This window comes from Streptomyces sp. NPDC060002, assembly GCF_042737245.1.
GTDB lineage: Bacteria > Actinomycetota > Actinomycetes > Streptomycetales > Streptomycetaceae > Streptomyces.
The window spans coordinates 215,169-230,548 of record NZ_JBHWUW010000007.1; the positions used below are offsets into that span (position 1 = coordinate 215,169).

16 protein-coding genes and 1 pseudogene are annotated in these 15,380 nt (G+C 72.3%); 10 read left to right on the forward strand and 7 right to left on the reverse strand.

From position 1 onward, the window contains the following. Window positions 1-60: 60 nt before the first annotated feature. A complete protein-coding gene (locus ACFWBD_RS09880) occupies window positions 61-519 on the reverse strand; it encodes a pyridoxamine 5'-phosphate oxidase family protein (RefSeq protein ID WP_385665178.1) in 459 nt (152 codons plus the stop codon). Window positions 520-698: 179 nt separating this feature from the next. Between ACFWBD_RS09880 and ACFWBD_RS09885 the strand changes: the two genes are divergently transcribed. Next, the gene (locus tag ACFWBD_RS09885) at window positions 699-1,094 is read left to right on the forward strand and encodes a VOC family protein (protein WP_385665181.1); all 396 of its coding nucleotides are present in this window, start codon (window positions 699-701) and stop codon (window positions 1,092-1,094) included. Between the two features lie 27 nt (window positions 1,095-1,121). Continuing rightward, window positions 1,122-2,192: an adenosine deaminase gene (locus ACFWBD_RS09890; protein ID WP_385665183.1), complete on the forward strand. Its 1,071-nt coding sequence runs from the start codon at window positions 1,122-1,124 to the stop codon at window positions 2,190-2,192. On the opposite strand, the gene ACFWBD_RS09895 is transcribed toward ACFWBD_RS09890, so the two are convergent. Together ACFWBD_RS09895 and ACFWBD_RS09900 are read right to left on the reverse strand one after the other, a co-directional pair. Next, window positions 2,174-2,689 carry a DUF664 domain-containing protein gene (locus ACFWBD_RS09895; RefSeq protein ID WP_385665186.1) on the reverse strand — a complete coding sequence of 172 codons (516 nt, stop codon included), beginning with the start codon at window positions 2,687-2,689 and terminating at the stop codon, window positions 2,174-2,176. The two genes, ACFWBD_RS09890 and ACFWBD_RS09895, sit on opposite strands and share 19 nt — an antisense overlap. 25 nt (window positions 2,690-2,714) lie before the next feature. Continuing rightward, complete coding sequence (locus ACFWBD_RS09900) at window positions 2,715-3,599, reverse strand: LysR family transcriptional regulator (protein WP_385665189.1); 885 nt, start codon at window positions 3,597-3,599, stop codon at window positions 2,715-2,717. Between the two features lie 123 nt (window positions 3,600-3,722). Here ACFWBD_RS09900 and mgrA point away from each other — a divergent pair, with 123 nt between their 5' ends. Beyond that, on the forward strand, window positions 3,723-4,715 hold the full coding sequence (gene mgrA, locus ACFWBD_RS09905; protein ID WP_385665192.1) for an L-glyceraldehyde 3-phosphate reductase: 993 nt from the start codon (window positions 3,723-3,725) through the stop codon (window positions 4,713-4,715). Here mgrA and ACFWBD_RS09910 read toward each other — a convergent pair. After that, window positions 4,705-4,992 (reverse strand): DUF1905 domain-containing protein, encoded by a 288-nt coding sequence (locus ACFWBD_RS09910; RefSeq protein WP_385665195.1) that lies wholly within the window; start codon window positions 4,990-4,992, stop codon window positions 4,705-4,707. The genes mgrA and ACFWBD_RS09910 overlap by 11 nt on opposite strands. Before the next feature lie 71 nt (window positions 4,993-5,063). After that, entirely contained in the window at window positions 5,064-5,447 is a 384-nt protein-coding gene (locus ACFWBD_RS09915) for a nuclear transport factor 2 family protein (protein WP_385665198.1), read from the reverse strand. A gap of 308 nt (window positions 5,448-5,755) precedes the next feature. Between ACFWBD_RS09915 and ACFWBD_RS09920 the strand changes: the two genes are divergently transcribed. From ACFWBD_RS09920 to ACFWBD_RS09935, 4 genes are read left to right on the forward strand one after another with little or no spacing between them, the layout of a single operon-like run. Continuing rightward, complete coding sequence (locus tag ACFWBD_RS09920) at window positions 5,756-6,166, forward strand: hypothetical protein (RefSeq protein ID WP_385665201.1); 411 nt, start codon at window positions 5,756-5,758, stop codon at window positions 6,164-6,166. Window positions 6,167-6,217: 51 nt separating this feature from the next. Continuing rightward, the gene (locus ACFWBD_RS09925) at window positions 6,218-8,557 is read left to right on the forward strand and encodes an FHA domain-containing protein (protein ID WP_385665204.1); all 2,340 of its coding nucleotides are present in this window, start codon (window positions 6,218-6,220) and stop codon (window positions 8,555-8,557) included. 10 nt (window positions 8,558-8,567) lie between these two features. Further along, the gene (locus ACFWBD_RS09930) at window positions 8,568-9,116 is read left to right on the forward strand and encodes a hypothetical protein (protein ID WP_385665207.1); all 549 of its coding nucleotides are present in this window, start codon (window positions 8,568-8,570) and stop codon (window positions 9,114-9,116) included. Beyond that, a complete protein-coding gene (locus ACFWBD_RS09935; RefSeq protein ID WP_385665210.1) occupies window positions 9,116-10,096 on the forward strand; it encodes a serine/threonine-protein kinase in 981 nt (326 codons plus the stop codon). The genes ACFWBD_RS09930 and ACFWBD_RS09935 overlap by 1 nt, the downstream gene beginning before the upstream one ends. 39 nt (window positions 10,097-10,135) lie before the next feature. Here ACFWBD_RS09935 and ACFWBD_RS09940 read toward each other — a convergent pair whose 3' ends face one another. Further along, window positions 10,136-11,404, reverse strand: coding sequence for a streptophobe family protein (locus tag ACFWBD_RS09940; RefSeq protein WP_385665213.1), 1,269 nt, complete (start codon window positions 11,402-11,404; stop codon window positions 10,136-10,138). A gap of 206 nt (window positions 11,405-11,610) precedes the next feature. Here ACFWBD_RS09940 and ACFWBD_RS09945 point away from each other — a divergent pair. Together ACFWBD_RS09945 and ACFWBD_RS09950 are read left to right on the forward strand one after the other, a co-directional pair. Continuing rightward, a pseudogene (locus ACFWBD_RS09945) lies at window positions 11,611-12,852 on the forward strand (DUF6777 domain-containing protein); the annotation flags it as partial. 421 nt (window positions 12,853-13,273) lie between these two features. Beyond that, the gene (locus ACFWBD_RS09950) at window positions 13,274-13,726 is read left to right on the forward strand and encodes an ATP-binding protein (RefSeq protein ID WP_385665216.1); all 453 of its coding nucleotides are present in this window, start codon (window positions 13,274-13,276) and stop codon (window positions 13,724-13,726) included. A gap of 99 nt (window positions 13,727-13,825) precedes the next feature. Here ACFWBD_RS09950 and ACFWBD_RS09955 read toward each other — a convergent pair whose 3' ends face one another. Continuing rightward, a complete protein-coding gene (locus ACFWBD_RS09955; RefSeq protein ID WP_385665219.1) occupies window positions 13,826-14,716 on the reverse strand; it encodes a SigB/SigF/SigG family RNA polymerase sigma factor in 891 nt (296 codons plus the stop codon). Window positions 14,717-14,933: 217 nt separating this feature from the next. Here ACFWBD_RS09955 and ACFWBD_RS09960 point away from each other — a divergent pair, with 217 nt between their 5' ends. Further along, window positions 14,934-15,371: a helix-turn-helix domain-containing protein gene (locus tag ACFWBD_RS09960; RefSeq protein WP_385665222.1), complete on the forward strand. Its 438-nt coding sequence runs from the start codon at window positions 14,934-14,936 to the stop codon at window positions 15,369-15,371. Window positions 15,372-15,380 lie beyond the last annotated feature (9 nt).

The following is a 15,380-nucleotide window of genomic DNA, read 5'->3' on the forward strand; positions in this document are numbered from 1 at the left end:
CGGCGCCGGGCGGCGGCGCCTGGTGGCGGGGTCCGGGCGGCGGGGTCCGGGTGGTGGCGTCTACACGACCCACACCCCGTCCCGCATCAGATGCCGCCGAGGCAGCTCGTGCTCCTCGCGCCACGCCTGCACCGCCACCGGCCGCACCCGGAAGTAGGCGTACGACGCGCTGTCCCGGCCCGGATCCCAGCCCGTCTTCGCCAGGAACGCCGAGGCGGCCCCCTCCGGTACCTCCTCCCGCGTGTACGTCTCGACCTCGCCGTCGACGAGGACCACGTCCCGCGTGTCCCCGAAGGCCAGGCGGGCCAGGCCGCCCTCCCGGAGGTTGCGGCCGGTGGGGTTGGTGAGTCGGGTGGACAGCCACAGGTGCTCGCCGTCCCAGACGAACCACAGCGCGACGAGACAGGGCAGCCCCTCCCGGTCCGCCGTGGCGACCCAGATGTCGACTTCGCGGTCCAGCCGGTCCAGCAGTTCCCGCTTGCGCTGCCCGCCGGTGCGGGGCGGCTCCGTGATCTTCATGGCCGGGACGGTAGCGACGGAGAGGGGCCCTCCGCCTCGGACCACGGTCCCGACCGCCCCTCGGGCTCGCGACCTAGGTCACCGCCGCGGAGGCGACTGGCGTGCGAAAGGTTTTACGTATAACCTCACCCGTCAATCGCACCTCCGACAGCCTCCCGCACGCTCCCCGAAAGGCCACGATGAGTCGCATCGCCCTGGTCACGCTTGTCGTCGACGACTACGACGAGGCGATCCGCTTCTACACCGAGGCGCTCGGATTCCGGCTCGTCGAGGACGAACCCCGTCCCGACGGCGCCCGCTGGGTCGTCGTGCGGCCGGGGGACAGCCAGGACGGCGTCGGGCTGCTGCTCGCCCGGGCCAAGGGCGACGCCCAGCGCGCCCGGATCGGGGACCAGACCGGCGGCCGCGTCGGGTTCTTCCTGCACACCGAGGACTTCGCCGGCGACCACGCCCGCATGCTCGCCGCCGGCGTGACCTTCCTGGAGGAGCCCCGCCACGAGGCCTACGGCTCCGTCGCCGTCTTCCGGGACCTGTACGGAAACCGCTGGGACCTGCTCCAGCCCGCCACCACCTGAGAACCACCTGCCGAGGAACACACACTCATGACCGCGTCCCACATCGACACCGACACCCTCCGCCGTCTTCCCAAGGCCGTCCTGCACGACCACCTCGACGGCGGCCTGCGCCCCGCCACCGTCGTCGAGCTCGCGGACGCGGTCGGCCACACCCTGCCCACCACCGACCCCGACGAGCTGGCCGCCTGGTACTTCGAGGCCGCCAACTCGGGTGACCTGGTGCGGTACATAGCCACCTTCGAGCACACCCTCGCCGTCATGCAGACCCGCGAGGGCCTGCTGCGCACCGCGGAGGAGTACGTGCTCGACCTGGCGGCCGACGGAGTCGTCTACGGCGAGGTCCGCTACGCCCCCGAGCTGAACGTCAACGGCGGGCTGAGCCTCGCCGAGGTCGTGGAGACCGTCCAGGAGGGCCTCGCGGCCGGCATGGCGAAGGCGTCGGCGGCCGGTACGCCGGTCCGGGTCGGCACGCTGCTCTGCGGCATGCGGATGTTCGACCGCGTGCGCGAGGCCGCCGACCTCGCGGTCGCCTTCCGGGACGCCGGTGTCGTCGGCTTCGACATCGCCGGCGCCGAGGACGGCTTCCCGCCCGCCGACCACCTCGCCGCCTTCGAACACCTGCGCCGCGAGAGCGTCCCCTTCACCATCCACGCGGGCGAGGCCCACGGCCTGCCCAGCATCCACCAGGCCCTCCAGGTCTGCGGCGCCCAGCGCATCGGCCACGGCGTGCGCATCACCGACGACATCGTGGACGGCAAGCTCGGGCGGCTCGCGGGATGGGTGCGCGACCGCCGGGTGGCCCTGGAGATGTGCCCGACCTCCAACCTCCAGACCGGCGCGGCCACCTCGATCGCCGAGCACCCGATCACCGCCCTGAAGGACCTCGGCTTCCGCGTCACCCTCAACACCGACAACCGTCTGGTCTCGGGTACGACGATGACGCGCGAGATGTCGCTGCTCGTCCAGGAGGCGGGCTGGACCCTCGAGGACCTGCGCACCGTGACGGTGAACGCCCTCAAGAGCGCGTTCCTGCCGTTCGACGAGCGCAGGGCCCTCATCGAGGACGTCGTCCTTCCGGGTTACGCAGCCGCGCTCTGAAGCAGTCCCCGGACGTAGGCGGCCTGTCCGACGTGCTGGAGATCGTCGGACAGGACGCTGACCAGCCGTACGCCCAGGGTGACGGGCGGGTCCCAGCGCTCGTCCACGACGCGCTCCAGGTCCGCCGCCGTCAGCGCGCGCAGCGCCTCCAGGCTCTGCGCGTGCACGGCGTCGTGGTACCCGGTCAGCAGGCCGCCGTCGGAGACCCGCACCTTCGCGACCTTCGCGTCGCTGTGCCCGTACCCGGTGTCCTGGCGCGGCAGGTCGAGGCCGAACCGTTTCTCCCAGTCCTGGGCCAGCCACACCTGGTCGAGTCCGAAGGCGTCGGCGAGATGGTCGTCCTGGACGCGGGTGAGATGCCAGACGAGCCAGGCGAGCGAGTTGGACCCGTCGGCGGGCCGGGCGTTCAGGTCGTCGGGGTCCAGGCCCTCGACGGCGACGTGGACCTCTTCCTGGATGCGGCGGTACCCGTCGATGAGGATGTCCTTGGCATGCATACGTCCACCATCGCGCACCCCGCCCTCACCCGCTCCCCGTTTCCAGCAGCGCCATCAGCGCCCGGGCGGCCGGGCTGGTCGACCTGGCGGGCGGCAGCAGCGCGACCGTCTCGTACACCGCCTCGCCGGTGCCCTTGAGGGGCAGCGCGGTGAGCGCCTCCCGCTTGTGCCGGAAGTGGCGCGGCACGACGGCGACGCCGAGGTTCTCGTCCACCAGGTCCAGGAGACTGTGCACGTCGTTGACCTCCAGGGCGACCGTGCGGCGCACTCCCACCTCGGCGAACGCGGCGTCGGTGGCGCGGCGCGGCCCCCAGTCCGGATGGAAGTCGACGAACACCTCGCCCGCGACGTCCCGCGGCGTCAGCGCCGCGGACGCCCCGGCGAGACGGTGGTCGGGATGGCACAGCACGTACATCGGCTCGGTGGCCAGCGGCGCGCAGCGGAGCTGGTCGGTGTCCGGCTGGGTGCGGTAGGCGAAGGCCAGGTCGAGCCGGCCGGCCGCCACCTCCTCGCCGAGCGCGCCCGAGCCGGTCTGCCGCAGCCGGATCTCCACATCCGGATGGCGCCGCCGGAACGCCGCCAGCAGCCCGGCCACGTCCACTCCGGCGATGCACTGCTCGGTGCCCACGGAGAGGGTGCCGCGCACCACTCCCTGCACGGCCGCCACCGCCTCGTGGGCCGCCCGTACCTGCGCCAGGATCCGCTCGGCCTCGGCCAGCAGCGCCCTGCCCGCCTCCGTGAGCGTCACCCGCCGGGTGGTCCGCACGAACAGCGGAGCGCGCAGCTCCCGCTCCAGGGCCCGGATCGACGCCGACAGGCCCGACTGGGAGACCATCAGGCGTTCGGCGGCCCGGGTGAAGTGCTGGTCCTCGGCGACCGCGACGAAGTGCTGGAGGTGGCGCAGTTCCATGATTGAGAAGCGTAGCCGCACAATTCCATCGGATTCTTCTGTTGGACCACTACCCGCAGGTCGACCAGAGTGGGTGAAGGTTCCCGAAACCGTTCTTCCGTGCCAACCCTTCCTGGAGTCGCGTTGTACACCGCACACACCGACCGCTACGCCGACATGCCCTACCGGCGCACCGGACGCAGCGGCCTGAAGCTTCCCGCGCTGTCGCTCGGACTGTGGCACAACTTCGGCCCGGACCGTCCGGTGGAGACGCAGCGGGCGATCCTGCGCCGCGCCTTCGACCTCGGCATCACCCACTTCGACCTGGCCAACAACTACGGGCCGCCGCCCGGCGCCGCCGAGTCCGCGCTGGGCGAGGCGCTGAAGGCGGACTTCGCGCCCTACCGGGACGAGCTGGTCATCTCCACCAAGGCCGGCTACCTGATGTGGCCGGGCCCGTACGGCGAATGGGGCTCGCGCAAGTACCTGCTGTCCTCGCTCGACCAGAGCCTGACCCGGATGGGCCTGGACTACGTCGACATCTTCTACTCGCACCGCCCCGACCCGGAGACTCCCCTGGAGGAGACGATGGGCGCCCTGCACACCGCGGTCCAGCAGGGCAAGGCGCTCTACGCCGGTGTCTCCAACTACTCGGCGGAGCAGACCCGCGAGGCCGCCCGCATCCTCGGTGAGCTGGGCACCCCGCTGCTCATCCACCAGCCGCGCTACTCGATGCTCGACCGCCGCCCCGAGAGCGAGGGCCTGCTCGACGCCCTCGACGAGCTCCAGGTCGGGTCGATCGTGTTCTCGCCGCTGGAGCAGGGGCTGCTGACCGGCCGCTACCTGGACGGCATCCCGGAGGGTTCACGGGCGGCGAGCGACAGCCCGTTCCTGAACTCCGAGGCGGTCACCGAGGAGCTCACCGGCAAGCTGCGCGCCCTCGACGACATCGCCAAGTCCCGTGGCCAGTCCCTCGCCCAGCTCGCGCTGGCCTGGGTGCTGCGCGGCGGCCGGGTGACCTCCGCGCTGGTGGGCGCGAGCAGCGCCCGGCAGATCGAGGACAGCGTCGGCGCCCTGGCCAACCTGGACTTCGACGCCGAGGAGCTGACCCGGATCGACGCGGTCATCAACGGCTGAGCCGTTCGGTCAGGCGTACGGTCCCCGCGTCGCCCTCCTGCTTTCCGACCGCCTTGCGCACTTCCGCATCGACGGGAAGTTCGTGGGCGCCGTCCCCGAGGGCCATGAACGAACTCCGGAACGGATGTCCGTCCACCGTTCCGCGGATCTTGACCAGTCCGCGGATACCGAAGAATTCGGCGGGCTCCGGCCGGACGACACAGGTCCGGCCGCCTTTCGCCGGGCTCTCGCGCGGGACGGCCGTGAATTCGGTATTCAGTGTTCCGGTTGCGCTCATGACGTCCTCCGCTCGCGGTGATCTGCTGATGGGTGGACCGCCGCGGGCGGAGGAATTCATCGCCCGCCGGCTCAGGATCCGGCGGGCACCCGGTCGAGGAATCCGAGGACGGAGGCGATCCGGTCCTCGGTGTCCAGGACGACCACGTCGGATCCGGCCACCGGCGCCGCCCCGTCGGCCTCGCTGACCAGTTCCCAGGAGAAGTGGGCCGTGTCGTGGTGCCCGTCGACAGCGCCGGTGAGGCGGAAGGTGAAGCCCGGGAACTGCGCGTGCGTCGCCGCGATCACGGCCGCGATCCCCTCATGGCCCCGGACGTCGGCGAGAGGGTCCGTGTAGCCCCCGTCCACGGCCCACGCGGCGGTAACAGCCTTGGCCAAAGCCTCGGGGCCCCGCGCATTCCAGGCCTCGAAGTAGCGGGCGACGGCGTTCTCGTAACGGTCGGTGTTCGCGGACATCGTGAATCGGCCTCCAATGAGGTCATCGATACTGGTCAGGTCCCGGATCTCGGTTATCGCCGATCCGGTGTGACCACCTTGCCCGCGCCCGCCGTCCGGGTCGATTACCTGTCGGGTAATGACGACGGGATCCGGTGCTCGCCGGATTTCGGCCATGAACGACACGGAATATGCCAAGAGACTGGCCGGAAAGTCATGGTGACAGTGTTTCAAGAGTGAACATACTCGAAGGTCAGGGGCAGTTCACCCCACAGGAGCCGCACGGAAAGCGAGGCACGACCGGCCGGCGAGCACCGGGGGAGAGAGACGTGCACGACGAATTCCTGTGCCATGTCACCGCGTACGGCGTCTGCGACGGCCGGCGCATCGGTGTACCGCTCGGCACCTACCGTGCGCCGACGCTGGCGCTCGCGCTGTGGTGGCTGCGCGACCGGGCCTCCTGGATGGCCGAACGGCTGGATCCGCGGCCCGAGAGCGAGCACATCCCGCCGGGCGCCCTGGTCCCGGTCGCCGACAATGTGCCGGACGTGCCCGAACTGCTGCGGGCCTGGTGCGCCGACCTGGGACGCCAGGAGCTGGTGGCCGACGAGTTGGCGGGCGGGCGGCTGGTGCGGATCGCGATCAGCGACGAGACCACCGAGTACGAGCTGCTCGCCGAATCCGTCGACGCGCTGCGGATGCAGCGGACCGTCCCGGCGCTCGTCCTCCCCGTCGGCTGAGACCCCGCCGCCCGTTGGGCACGCAGAGGTGCTAATCGATAGAATTCGGACATGGTGGAGCGACCGGTCTCCTCGACCGCGCCCGAACTCGTGCTGGAGACCGAGACGGGTTCCAGCGTGCTGATCCCGGGCCACGACTACCGCATCGGACGTGACCCGCTCAGCGACATCGTCATCGACGACACCCGCGTCTCCTGGCACCACGCGGTGCTGCGGCCCGACGGCGACCACTGGACACTCGCCGACGAACACAGCACCAACGGGACCTACACCGACGGCCGGCGCGTCGACGAGTGGGGCGTCGGCCCCGGCAGCGTGATCCGCATCGGCAGCCCGGACGACGGCCCCTGCCTCGTCCTGTCGGGCCGCCCCCCGCCCCCGGCGGAACGCCCGTCGGCGGTCTCCATGCCCGGTGTGACCGGCACCTTCCGGGAGCCCACCTCCGTCCGGCCGCTGCCGTCGCGCACGGTGCGCATCGGCCGCGCCGGCGACAACGACCTCGTCGTCGACGACCTGGTCGTCTCGCGCCGGCACGCGGAACTGCGCGCGCTGCCCGAGGGCGGCCACGAGATCGTCGACCTGGGCAGCCACAACGGGACCTACCTCAACGGGCTGCCCGTCACCCGTGCCCCGCTCGACCCCGGCGACATCGTCGGCATCGGCCACTCGGACTTCTGCCTCGTCGGCGACCAGCTCCAGGAGTACGTGGACACCGGCGAGGTCTCCCTCGACGTGCAGGACCTGACGGTCGCCGTCGACCGGGGCCGCAAGGTCCTGCTCGACCACGTGTCCTTCCCGGTGGGGGAGAAGTGCCTGCTGGCGGTCGTCGGCCCCAGCGGCGCCGGCAAGTCCACGCTGCTCGGCGCCCTCACCGGCCAGCGCCCCGCCGATCACGGCACGGTCGTGTACGACGGCCGCGACCTCTACCGCGACTACGCCGAGCTGCGCCAGCGCATCGGACTCGTCCCGCAGGACGACATCCTGCACGCCCAGCTGACCGTGCGCCGCGCCCTCGTCTACGCCGCCGAGCTGCGCTTTCCGCAGGACACCGCCAAGTCCGAGCGCCGCGAGAGGGTCGAGGAGGTCATCCGCGAGCTGGGGCTCGAGCAGCGCGAGGGCCAGCCCGTGCACAGCCTCTCCGGCGGCCAGCGCAAACGCGTCAGCGTCGCCCTGGAACTGCTGACCAAACCCTCGCTGCTGTTCCTGGACGAGCCGACCTCGGGCCTCGACCCGGGCATGGACCGCTCGGTGATGCACATGCTGCGCGGCCTCGCCGACGACGGCCGTACCGTCATCGTCGTCACGCACAGCGTCCTCAGCCTCGACGTCTGCGACCGGCTGCTGGTGCTCGCGCCGGGCGGCAGGGTCGCCTACTACGGACCGCCCGAGGACGCCCTCGCCTTCTTCGGCTTCGAACAGTGGCCGGAGGCCTTCGAGGCCTTCGAACGCGATCAGGACCGGGACTGGGCGGGTGAGTACCGCGACTCGCCGTTCCGGCGGCAGTACGTCGTCAACGACAGCGAGCAGCCCCGGCTGCCCCGCTCCGGCCCGGTCATCCTGCTGCCGCCGCTCCGCCCCCGCAGCAGGAGCGCCCAGCTCGGCACCCTGGTCCGCCGCTACGCGGCCGCACTCGCCGCCGACCGCACCTTCCTCGCGATCATGATCGCCCTGCCGTTCGTCATGGGCGCGATGGCCCGCGCCCTGTCCGGCGGCGAACTCGACCGGGAGCACGCGATGAACGTGCTGCTCATCCTGTGCGTCGGCGGCGTCCTGACCGGCGCGGCCAACGCCGTGCGCGAACTCGTCAAGGAACGCGTGATCTACCAGCGGGAACGCGCAGTCGGCCTGTCCAGATCGGCGTATCTGATGTCCAAGGTCGTCGTCCTCGGCGCGGTGACCGTCGTCCAGGCGGTGGTGCTGACCCTCGTCGCCCTGCTCGGCGTCGACCTCAACGCTCCCGGCGGCGAGGGCGTGTTGATGCCACCCCTGATCGAGATCACCGTCGCCGTGGCCCTGCTGGCCTTCACGGCGATGATGCTCGGCCTGCTGATCTCCGCGCTCGTCCACAAGGAGGAGGTGACGATGCCGCTGCTGGTGCTGCTCGCCATCGTCCAAGTGGTCTTCTGCGGGGCGCTGCTGACACTGGACGGCGTGCCCGGTCTGGAGCAGCTGTCGTGGCTGGTGCCCGCACGGTGGGCGCTCGGCGCGATGGCCGGCACCATCGGGCTGGCCAGGATCGTGCCCGGGGAGATCACCGCCGATCCGCTGTTCGAGCACTCGGCGGCGGTGTGGCTGCTCGACGTGGGCATGCTCGTCGTGCTCTCGGCGGTCTGCGGATTCCTCGTCTCCCGGCTGCTGCGCCGGCACGAGCCCGCCGTGATGCGGAAGTAGGGGCGGGCTCATGACGACTCCCGGATTCCGGCCCACACACGTGGTCCCCCAGCACGGCATGCCCGCCTGGGAGGCCCCCGACCCGGCCCGCCCCACCGTGCCCCTCGATCCGCTGCTGCCCGTGCGGCTCATGGAGCGGCGCGGCGACTGGGGGCGCGTGCTGTGCTCCAACGGCTGGTCGGCCTGGGTCGACGGCCGCTATCTGGTCGCCGTCCCCCAGGACCCGCCCCCCGCCGACGCCCCCCTCGCGACCGCCGCCGACCCGCGCCCGCTCCTCGGCCGCGCCGAACAGGCCCTCGCCCGGTACCGGGCGGCGGTGGAGGAACTGGCCGACGCGGGCCTCGACGGCGAGTCCTTCAGGCGCCGCACCCACGGACTGCGGATCGGCGTGGTCGTCGACGGCGAGGACGTGTGGCTGTACGACCCGGCGCGGGAGAGCTGGCTCTACGGCGACGGCACCCGCCTCAGCACCTACGCGACGGACCGGGCGCCGGACGCGGCAGCCGAGGACCAGGACCACACCGCCACCCGGATCGTGAACCCCGGCCGGGGTTCCTGATGGCCCGCGGAAGCACCCCCTTCGCCGGCCGGCCCTCCGAACTGGTCGGCCGGAGGATCGCCGGCTACCGCATCGAGAGCGAGATCGGACGCGGCGGCATGGCCGTCGTGTACCGCGCCCACGACCTGCGGCTGGACCGGACCGTCGCACTCAAACTGCTCGCCCCTGAGCTGGCCCGCAACGACGTGTTCCGCAAGCGCTTCACCCATGAGTCGCGGGTGGCGGCAGCCATCGACCACCCGCACATCGTGCCGGTCTTCGAAGCGGACGAGACCGACGGGGTCCTGTACATCGCCATGCGGTACGTCGAGGGGAGCGATCTGCGCCACCTCCTCGACCGCGAGGGTCCGTTGCCCCCGGCGACCGCCGTCCGCATCGCCGCGCAGGTCGCCTCCGCGCTGGACGCCGCCCATGAGCACGGGCTGGTCCACCGGGACGTCAAACCAGGCAACATCCTCGTCGCCCGGGGCACCGACAGCGACCACCCCGAGCACGTGTACCTCACCGACTTCGGCCTGACGAAGAAGTCGCTCTCCCTGACCGGCTTCACCTCGGTCGGCCAGTTCGTCGGCACGCTCGACTATGTCGCCCCCGAGCAGATCTCCGGGCAGCCGGTCGACGGCCGCTGCGATGTCTACGGCTTCGCCTGCGTGGTCTACGAGTGCCTCGCGGGCCGCCCGCCCTTCCTCCGCGACGACGACGTGGCCCTGCTCTGGGCACACCAGAACGCCGATCCGCCCCCGCTCACGGAGGCCCGCCCCGGCATCCCCCCGTACATGGACGCGGTGTTCGCCCGGGCCCTCGCCAAGAGCCCCGAGGCCCGCCATCCCACCTGCGGCGCCTTCGTCGCCGAGCTGAGGCCGACGCCGGGCGGTGGACTCAGGCCCGCTCACCCGCCGACCGAACTGGCCGGCGCCCCGGTGTCGGCGCCGCAACCTCCGCACTGGGCCCGGCCGGTCTTCCACCCCCGTCCCCGGTGACCGGAGGGTCCCGAGCGACCCGGGGGGCCTGCACCGCTGTCAACGGGGTCCCGTGCCGCCCCGGCGCCGCGCCGCGCCCGCCAGCAGGCCGCCCAGGAATCCGGTGACCAGCCCCCACAGGGCGGCGAGACCCAGCGCCGACCACACCTCGGGACGCAGGTACAGCTCCCCGGACAGATCGCCGCCCAGATCACCGATGCCGAGCACCGACAGTCCGTAGTGCGCGGAGACCCGGCCGACCAGACAGATCATGAGCACCGTGAGCACCAGCGCCACCGCCATGTGCACCGCGTGCCGCCAGACGCGCGTCCCGGCGGGGGAGTGGGCCGCCATCACGAACGCGGCCACCAGCAGCAGGACCGCGTCGACGGCGAGGAGCCACCACACACGGCTGTCGTGCTCGGCGAGGGTGGAGAGGTTCAGCCGGGCGTCGTCCGGGCTGCGCAGCACCTCGTCCAGCACATGCGGCATCGGCAGCTCGAACGGACCCGCGACCCGGCCGTTCCAGGTGGCGCCCAGCCCGATCGTGAAGGTGAGCCACACCAGATTGGGCAGGCCGAGCAGGACCACGGCGAAGGTCTCGGCGGCGTGCCCGCGGGTCGCCGCGACGACGAGCGCGACGACGAGGCCCAGGACGACGCAGCAGAGCAGCAGCAGGACCATCGCGTACGCGGCCGGCCGCACCGACCGTTGCAGGCGCAGCAACCGTGGCGGCAACGGAGCCCCGGGCGAGACCAGCAGCGCCAGCGCCAGCACACCGGCCAGCCACACCAGCCCGACCACGAGCGTGAGGGGGACGTCCGTGGTGAAGCCGGCCTCGGGGCTCACGCCGAACAGTTCACCGAGGTCGCTCAGCGTGTCGTCACCGAGGGAGATCTTGAAGGTCTGGCGTGCGGCGAGGGCCAGGCCGAGGAGGCCGAGCAGCCACACCACGGCGATCCGGGCCGCCCACCCGGCCAGCTCCGCGGCGCCCGCCACCGCCCGGTGCCGTAGCGGCCGCAGGAATCCGGCGCCCACCACGAGCGCCCCGACGAGGGTCACGGACAGCGGGATCACCGTCAGACCGGCCTGGGTGTCGGCGAGCCCGCCGGCGTTCCCGGACAGCTCGACCGTGCCGCCGACGCCCGTCACCACCGTCGCCGCGATCACCCGCGGGAAGGCGCCCTGAGGCAGGTCCGTGGCTCCGGCCGCCCACAGTCCCAGCGCGGCCACCACCGCCATGGCGAGCAGTCCGGCCAGCGCCACGACGATCGCCCGCACCCAGCCGTGGCGGGAGACTGCCTGGTCGTGCGGGGTGTGCGAGCTCACCCCGCCACGCTAAGCAGCGCTGTGAGAGCGCGCCTGTCGGGAGGGGCCGTCCGCGCCCCGCTTGCGAGCCGCGCCCGACCGGCGCACACAATGGTGCGTTGTGGAAGAAAGCGGCGCGTATCTGACAAGTCGCTCCCGTTGAGTCCTGCCGGGTCTTCTCGGGGCATCTGTCGAAGCGCTGCGGGAAACCCACGTCGGGAGTGCTCGTGAGCGTCGAACCGCCGTCTTCCGGCCGCCCCGCGGGACCGCCCTCCGGCCCGTTGTCGGACCCGCCCTCCGAGCCCCCTCCGGGCCCGCCCTCGGGTCCGCCCTCCCAGCCTCCCCCGGGCCCGCCCTCCCAGCCGTCCGGCGCCGGCTCCCCGGACGACGGCGACGGGGAACCCCGCCGGAGCCGGTGGAGGTCCGCGCCCCGGATCGCGCTGATCACCACGGCGGTCGTGGCCGTGACGGCGCTCGCCCTGGTGCTCGCCCTGGTGAACGCAGGCGGCTCCGGATCCGGCGGCGGCGGCTCCGGCCAGGTCGGCGAGGTCTTCATGCAGCCGGCCGGCAAGACGGGCCCGGAGCCCTACACCGAGGCTCCCACCACCGACAGGTCCTTCCCGCCGGCCTCCGTCGCCCCGTCGGGCTCCTCGCCGCCCACGGACACCGTCCCCGGTGTCGACGGCGGGGACGACGGACTGTACGGCGGCACCCGCAACGTCTCCAGCTGCGACGTGGAGCGGCAGATCAAGGCCCTCCGGGCGGATCCCGCCAAGAACAGGGCGTTCGCCTCCGTGGCCGGCGTCGCCCCCTCCCGGGTCCCGGCCCACCTGCGTTCCCTCACCCCCGTGCAGCTGCGTCTGGACACCCGCGTCACCAACCACGGATATCGCGACGGCGCCGCCACCACCTACCAGGCCGTCCTCCAGGCCGGTACGGCCGTCCTGGTCGACCGGCACGGCGTGCCGCAGGTGCGCTGCGCCTGCGGCAACCCGTTGACCCCGCCGCTCGCCCAGCGGTCCGGGTTCAAGCGGACCGGCGACTCGTGGCCCTCGTACAGTCCCTCGACCACCGTCGTGGTCAAGCCGTCCGTGACCGTGATCGACGTGTTCGTGCTCTACGACCCCGAACACGACCACCACTGGTTCGCCCGCCGGCCGGGCGACAAGCCGCACCAGGACCGGCCGGCCCGGCCGCCGGCGAGGCTCACGCCGTCCATCACGGTCAGCACGCCGAGCACACCGGCGAGCGACGGCCCGCGGACGTCCCCGCCGTGCGTCTCGCCCGCCGACCGGCCGCCGGGCTGTCCGCTGCCGCCGTCCTCGGGGGCGTCCACGCAGTCCCCGTCCTCGGAACCGCCGTCGTCGGTGCGCCCGTCAGGGGAACCGCCGTCACCGGAATCGCCGTCCTCGCCGTCCTCGAGCTCCGAGTCGAGGGGACTCACACCCCCGTCCTCCGAGTCCCGGTCCTCCGAGTCCCGGTCCTCCGAGTCCCGGTCCTCCGAGTCCCGGTCCTCCGAGCCCCCGTCCTCCGAGTCCCGGTCGGCCCAGCAGCCGGTGCCCGACTCGCCGGGTTCCGAGTCACAGCCGAGCTCACCGTCCGAACCCACGAGCGAACCCGAGAGCTCCCCGGCCTCGCCCTCGCGGCTTCCGGCGACGGGCGACAGCACGAGCCAGTCGCCGCCGACCTCGGCGGTTTCCTCCGGCGTCAGCTCTCCGGCCCCCGGCTCACCGGCCGGCTCACCAGCCGTGTGAGCCGCCCCGTGGCCGCCCCGTGGCCGCCCCGCGAACGGGAGGAAAACTGATCTGGACTGCGCGGCGCGGTACGGGGTACGAGCACAGATGCACACCCAGCGGCGTCCGGCCATTCCGGCCTTCGAGAGAGAAACGCATGATCGAGCACCTGGACGGGGCAGTGATACCTACTGGCTTCGACGTACCCGTGGAACCGCTGCGGCGGGCGGCGCACTACACCGGTGAGCCCGGCTGCATAGCCGACGCCCGCGCCTTCGCCGCGCATTTCGTCGACCAGCTCAGGACGGAGTGGTGCGCCACGATCGGCAACCGGGTGAGCGGAGAGGTGTTGCTGGTGGTCAGTGAGCTGATCACCAACGCCGACCGGCACAGCAACGGGCCGTACATCCTCGAGCTGGAGGGTTCGGAGGCCTCGGTCAGCGTCTGCGTCTACGACAGCAGCGACGCACTGCCCCTGCGGTTCCCCAAGGACCCCGAGCGCATCGGCCGGCACGGTCTGGAGATCGTGCACGCGGTGGCGGCGGAGGTCACCGCGGAGCGCGTGCCGGTGGGCAAGCGGGTCCGGGCCGTGCTCACCTTCGAACCTTAGGCCCGGTCTCGGGCCCGCAGGGCGCGCGCCCCGCGGGCGGAGCGATCCCCGCGGGCCGAGCGATCCCCGCGGGCGGAGCGATCCCCGCGGGCGGAGCGATCAGGCGCAGCCCAGCTCGCCCAGCATCCCGTGGCGCAGTCGCATGATGATCCGCTTGATCAGGCGGGACACATGCATCTGCGAGCAGCCGAGCCGCTCGCCGATCTCCGCCTGGGTGGCCTCCTCCACGAACCGCATATGGATGATCTGCCGGTCGCGCTCACTGAGCTCGGCCATCAGCGGGGCGAGCGAGTGGAAGTCCTCGACGAGCCGCAGCCCTTCCTCCTCCACGCCGATGAAGTCCGCGAGGACCGCCTCGCCGTGCTCGGGGCCGTCCCCGGTGAGCGCCGCGTCGAGGGAGGAGGAGTTGTAGCCGTTGGCGGCGATCTGCGCCTCGACCACCTGGTGCTCCGCCAGGTTCATCAGCGTGGCCAGCTCGGGCACGGTCGGGTCCCGGTCCAGGCGGCTGGAGAGCTCGTCACGTGCCTTGGCCAGCTCGACGCGGAGCTCCTGGAGCCGCCGTGGGACGTGCACCGCCCACGTCGTGTCCCGGAAGAAGCGCTTGATCTCACCGACGATGTACGGCAGCGCGAACGAGGTGAACTCCACCTCACGCGAGACCTCGAACCGGTCGATGGCCTTGATCAGGCCGATCATCCCGGTCTGGACGATGTCCTCCATGCCGTCGCCGCGGCCGCGGAACCGGCCGGCCGCGAACCGCACCAGGGACATGTTCATCTCGATGAGGGTGTTGCGCGCGTACTGGTACTCGTGGCTGCCCTCTTCGAGGACGGCCAGCCGCTGGAAGAACTGACGGGACAGCTCCCGCGCGTCCCGCGGAGCCACGCTCCGGGGCGCCTCGATACCCGGGAGCGGCGCGCCGGCCGTACCGGTGGTCACGGCGGTGTCCTCGACGGCCTTGGCCTCTGTCCGGATCACAGCGGTCTCCATTGCCTCTCCCAGGAAGGTCACGGTGCGACGTCCGGTGCACTCGGTCCGTGAGCGAGCTACCTGCGGGCGTACCCGCTCCGGGTGCGACTACCCCGTCCGGGAGGACCCATGCATACGGGCTTCGGGTCACCGTGACGCAGGGGGTGTTTCGTCCGATTCCACCGAGGGCGCAACGCCCGGCACTTCCGGAGGCGGCCCGCTTTCCTAGGCTGGGGAGGTGAGCAACCAAGCGCCGAACCGAGCCCGCGTGATCCCGCTGCGCCCGCCTGCCGAGCGCCCGGGCATCGCCGCCACCGTCTCTCCCACCGCTCCCGCACCCGCACCCGGCATCGGCCCGCGGGCCGCGCCGCGCGAGCCCCTGTGGCGAGACCTGGTCGGGGACGTCCTTCGCCGTGAGCGCCAGGCCCAGGAACGCACGCTGAAGGACGTCGCCGACTCGGCCCGTATCTCCATGCCCTATCTCTCGGAGGTGGAGCGCGGCCGCAAGGAGGCCTCGTCGGAGGTTCTCGCGGCCGCCGCCCACGCCCTCGGCCTGAGCCTGGGCGACCTGCTCGGCCGGGCCCAGGGGGAGCTGGTCCGGCTCAGTTCCCGGCACTCCGCCCGGAGCCGTACGGTCACGTCGTCGTCGTACGACGGGCTCTGCCTGGCCGCCTGACGGGCCGCG

Bases quoted from the DNA above. Each gene is read 5' to 3' on its own strand.
- ACFWBD_RS09880 (WP_385665178.1), bottom strand. From the start codon at position 519: ATGAAGATCACGGAGCCGCCCCGCACCGGCGGGCAGCGCAAGCGGGAA.
- ACFWBD_RS09885 (WP_385665181.1), top strand. From the start codon at position 699: ATGAGTCGCATCGCCCTGGTCACGCTTGTCGTCGACGACTACGACGAG.
- ACFWBD_RS09890 (WP_385665183.1), top strand. From the start codon at position 1,122: ATGACCGCGTCCCACATCGACACCGACACCCTCCGCCGTCTTCCCAAG.
- ACFWBD_RS09895 (WP_385665186.1), bottom strand. From the start codon at position 2,689: ATGCATGCCAAGGACATCCTCATCGACGGGTACCGCCGCATCCAGGAA.
- ACFWBD_RS09900 (WP_385665189.1), bottom strand. From the start codon at position 3,599: ATGGAACTGCGCCACCTCCAGCACTTCGTCGCGGTCGCCGAGGACCAG.
- ACFWBD_RS09910 (WP_385665195.1), bottom strand. From the start codon at position 4,992: ATGAGCGCAACCGGAACACTGAATACCGAATTCACGGCCGTCCCGCGC.
- ACFWBD_RS09915 (WP_385665198.1), bottom strand. From the start codon at position 5,447: ATGTCCGCGAACACCGACCGTTACGAGAACGCCGTCGCCCGCTACTTC.
- ACFWBD_RS09925 (WP_385665204.1), top strand. From the start codon at position 6,218: ATGGTGGAGCGACCGGTCTCCTCGACCGCGCCCGAACTCGTGCTGGAG.
- ACFWBD_RS09930 (WP_385665207.1), top strand. From the start codon at position 8,568: ATGACGACTCCCGGATTCCGGCCCACACACGTGGTCCCCCAGCACGGC.
- ACFWBD_RS09935 (WP_385665210.1), top strand. From the start codon at position 9,116: ATGGCCCGCGGAAGCACCCCCTTCGCCGGCCGGCCCTCCGAACTGGTC.
- ACFWBD_RS09950 (WP_385665216.1), top strand. From the start codon at position 13,274: ATGATCGAGCACCTGGACGGGGCAGTGATACCTACTGGCTTCGACGTA.
- ACFWBD_RS09955 (WP_385665219.1), bottom strand. From the start codon at position 14,716: ATGGAGACCGCTGTGATCCGGACAGAGGCCAAGGCCGTCGAGGACACC.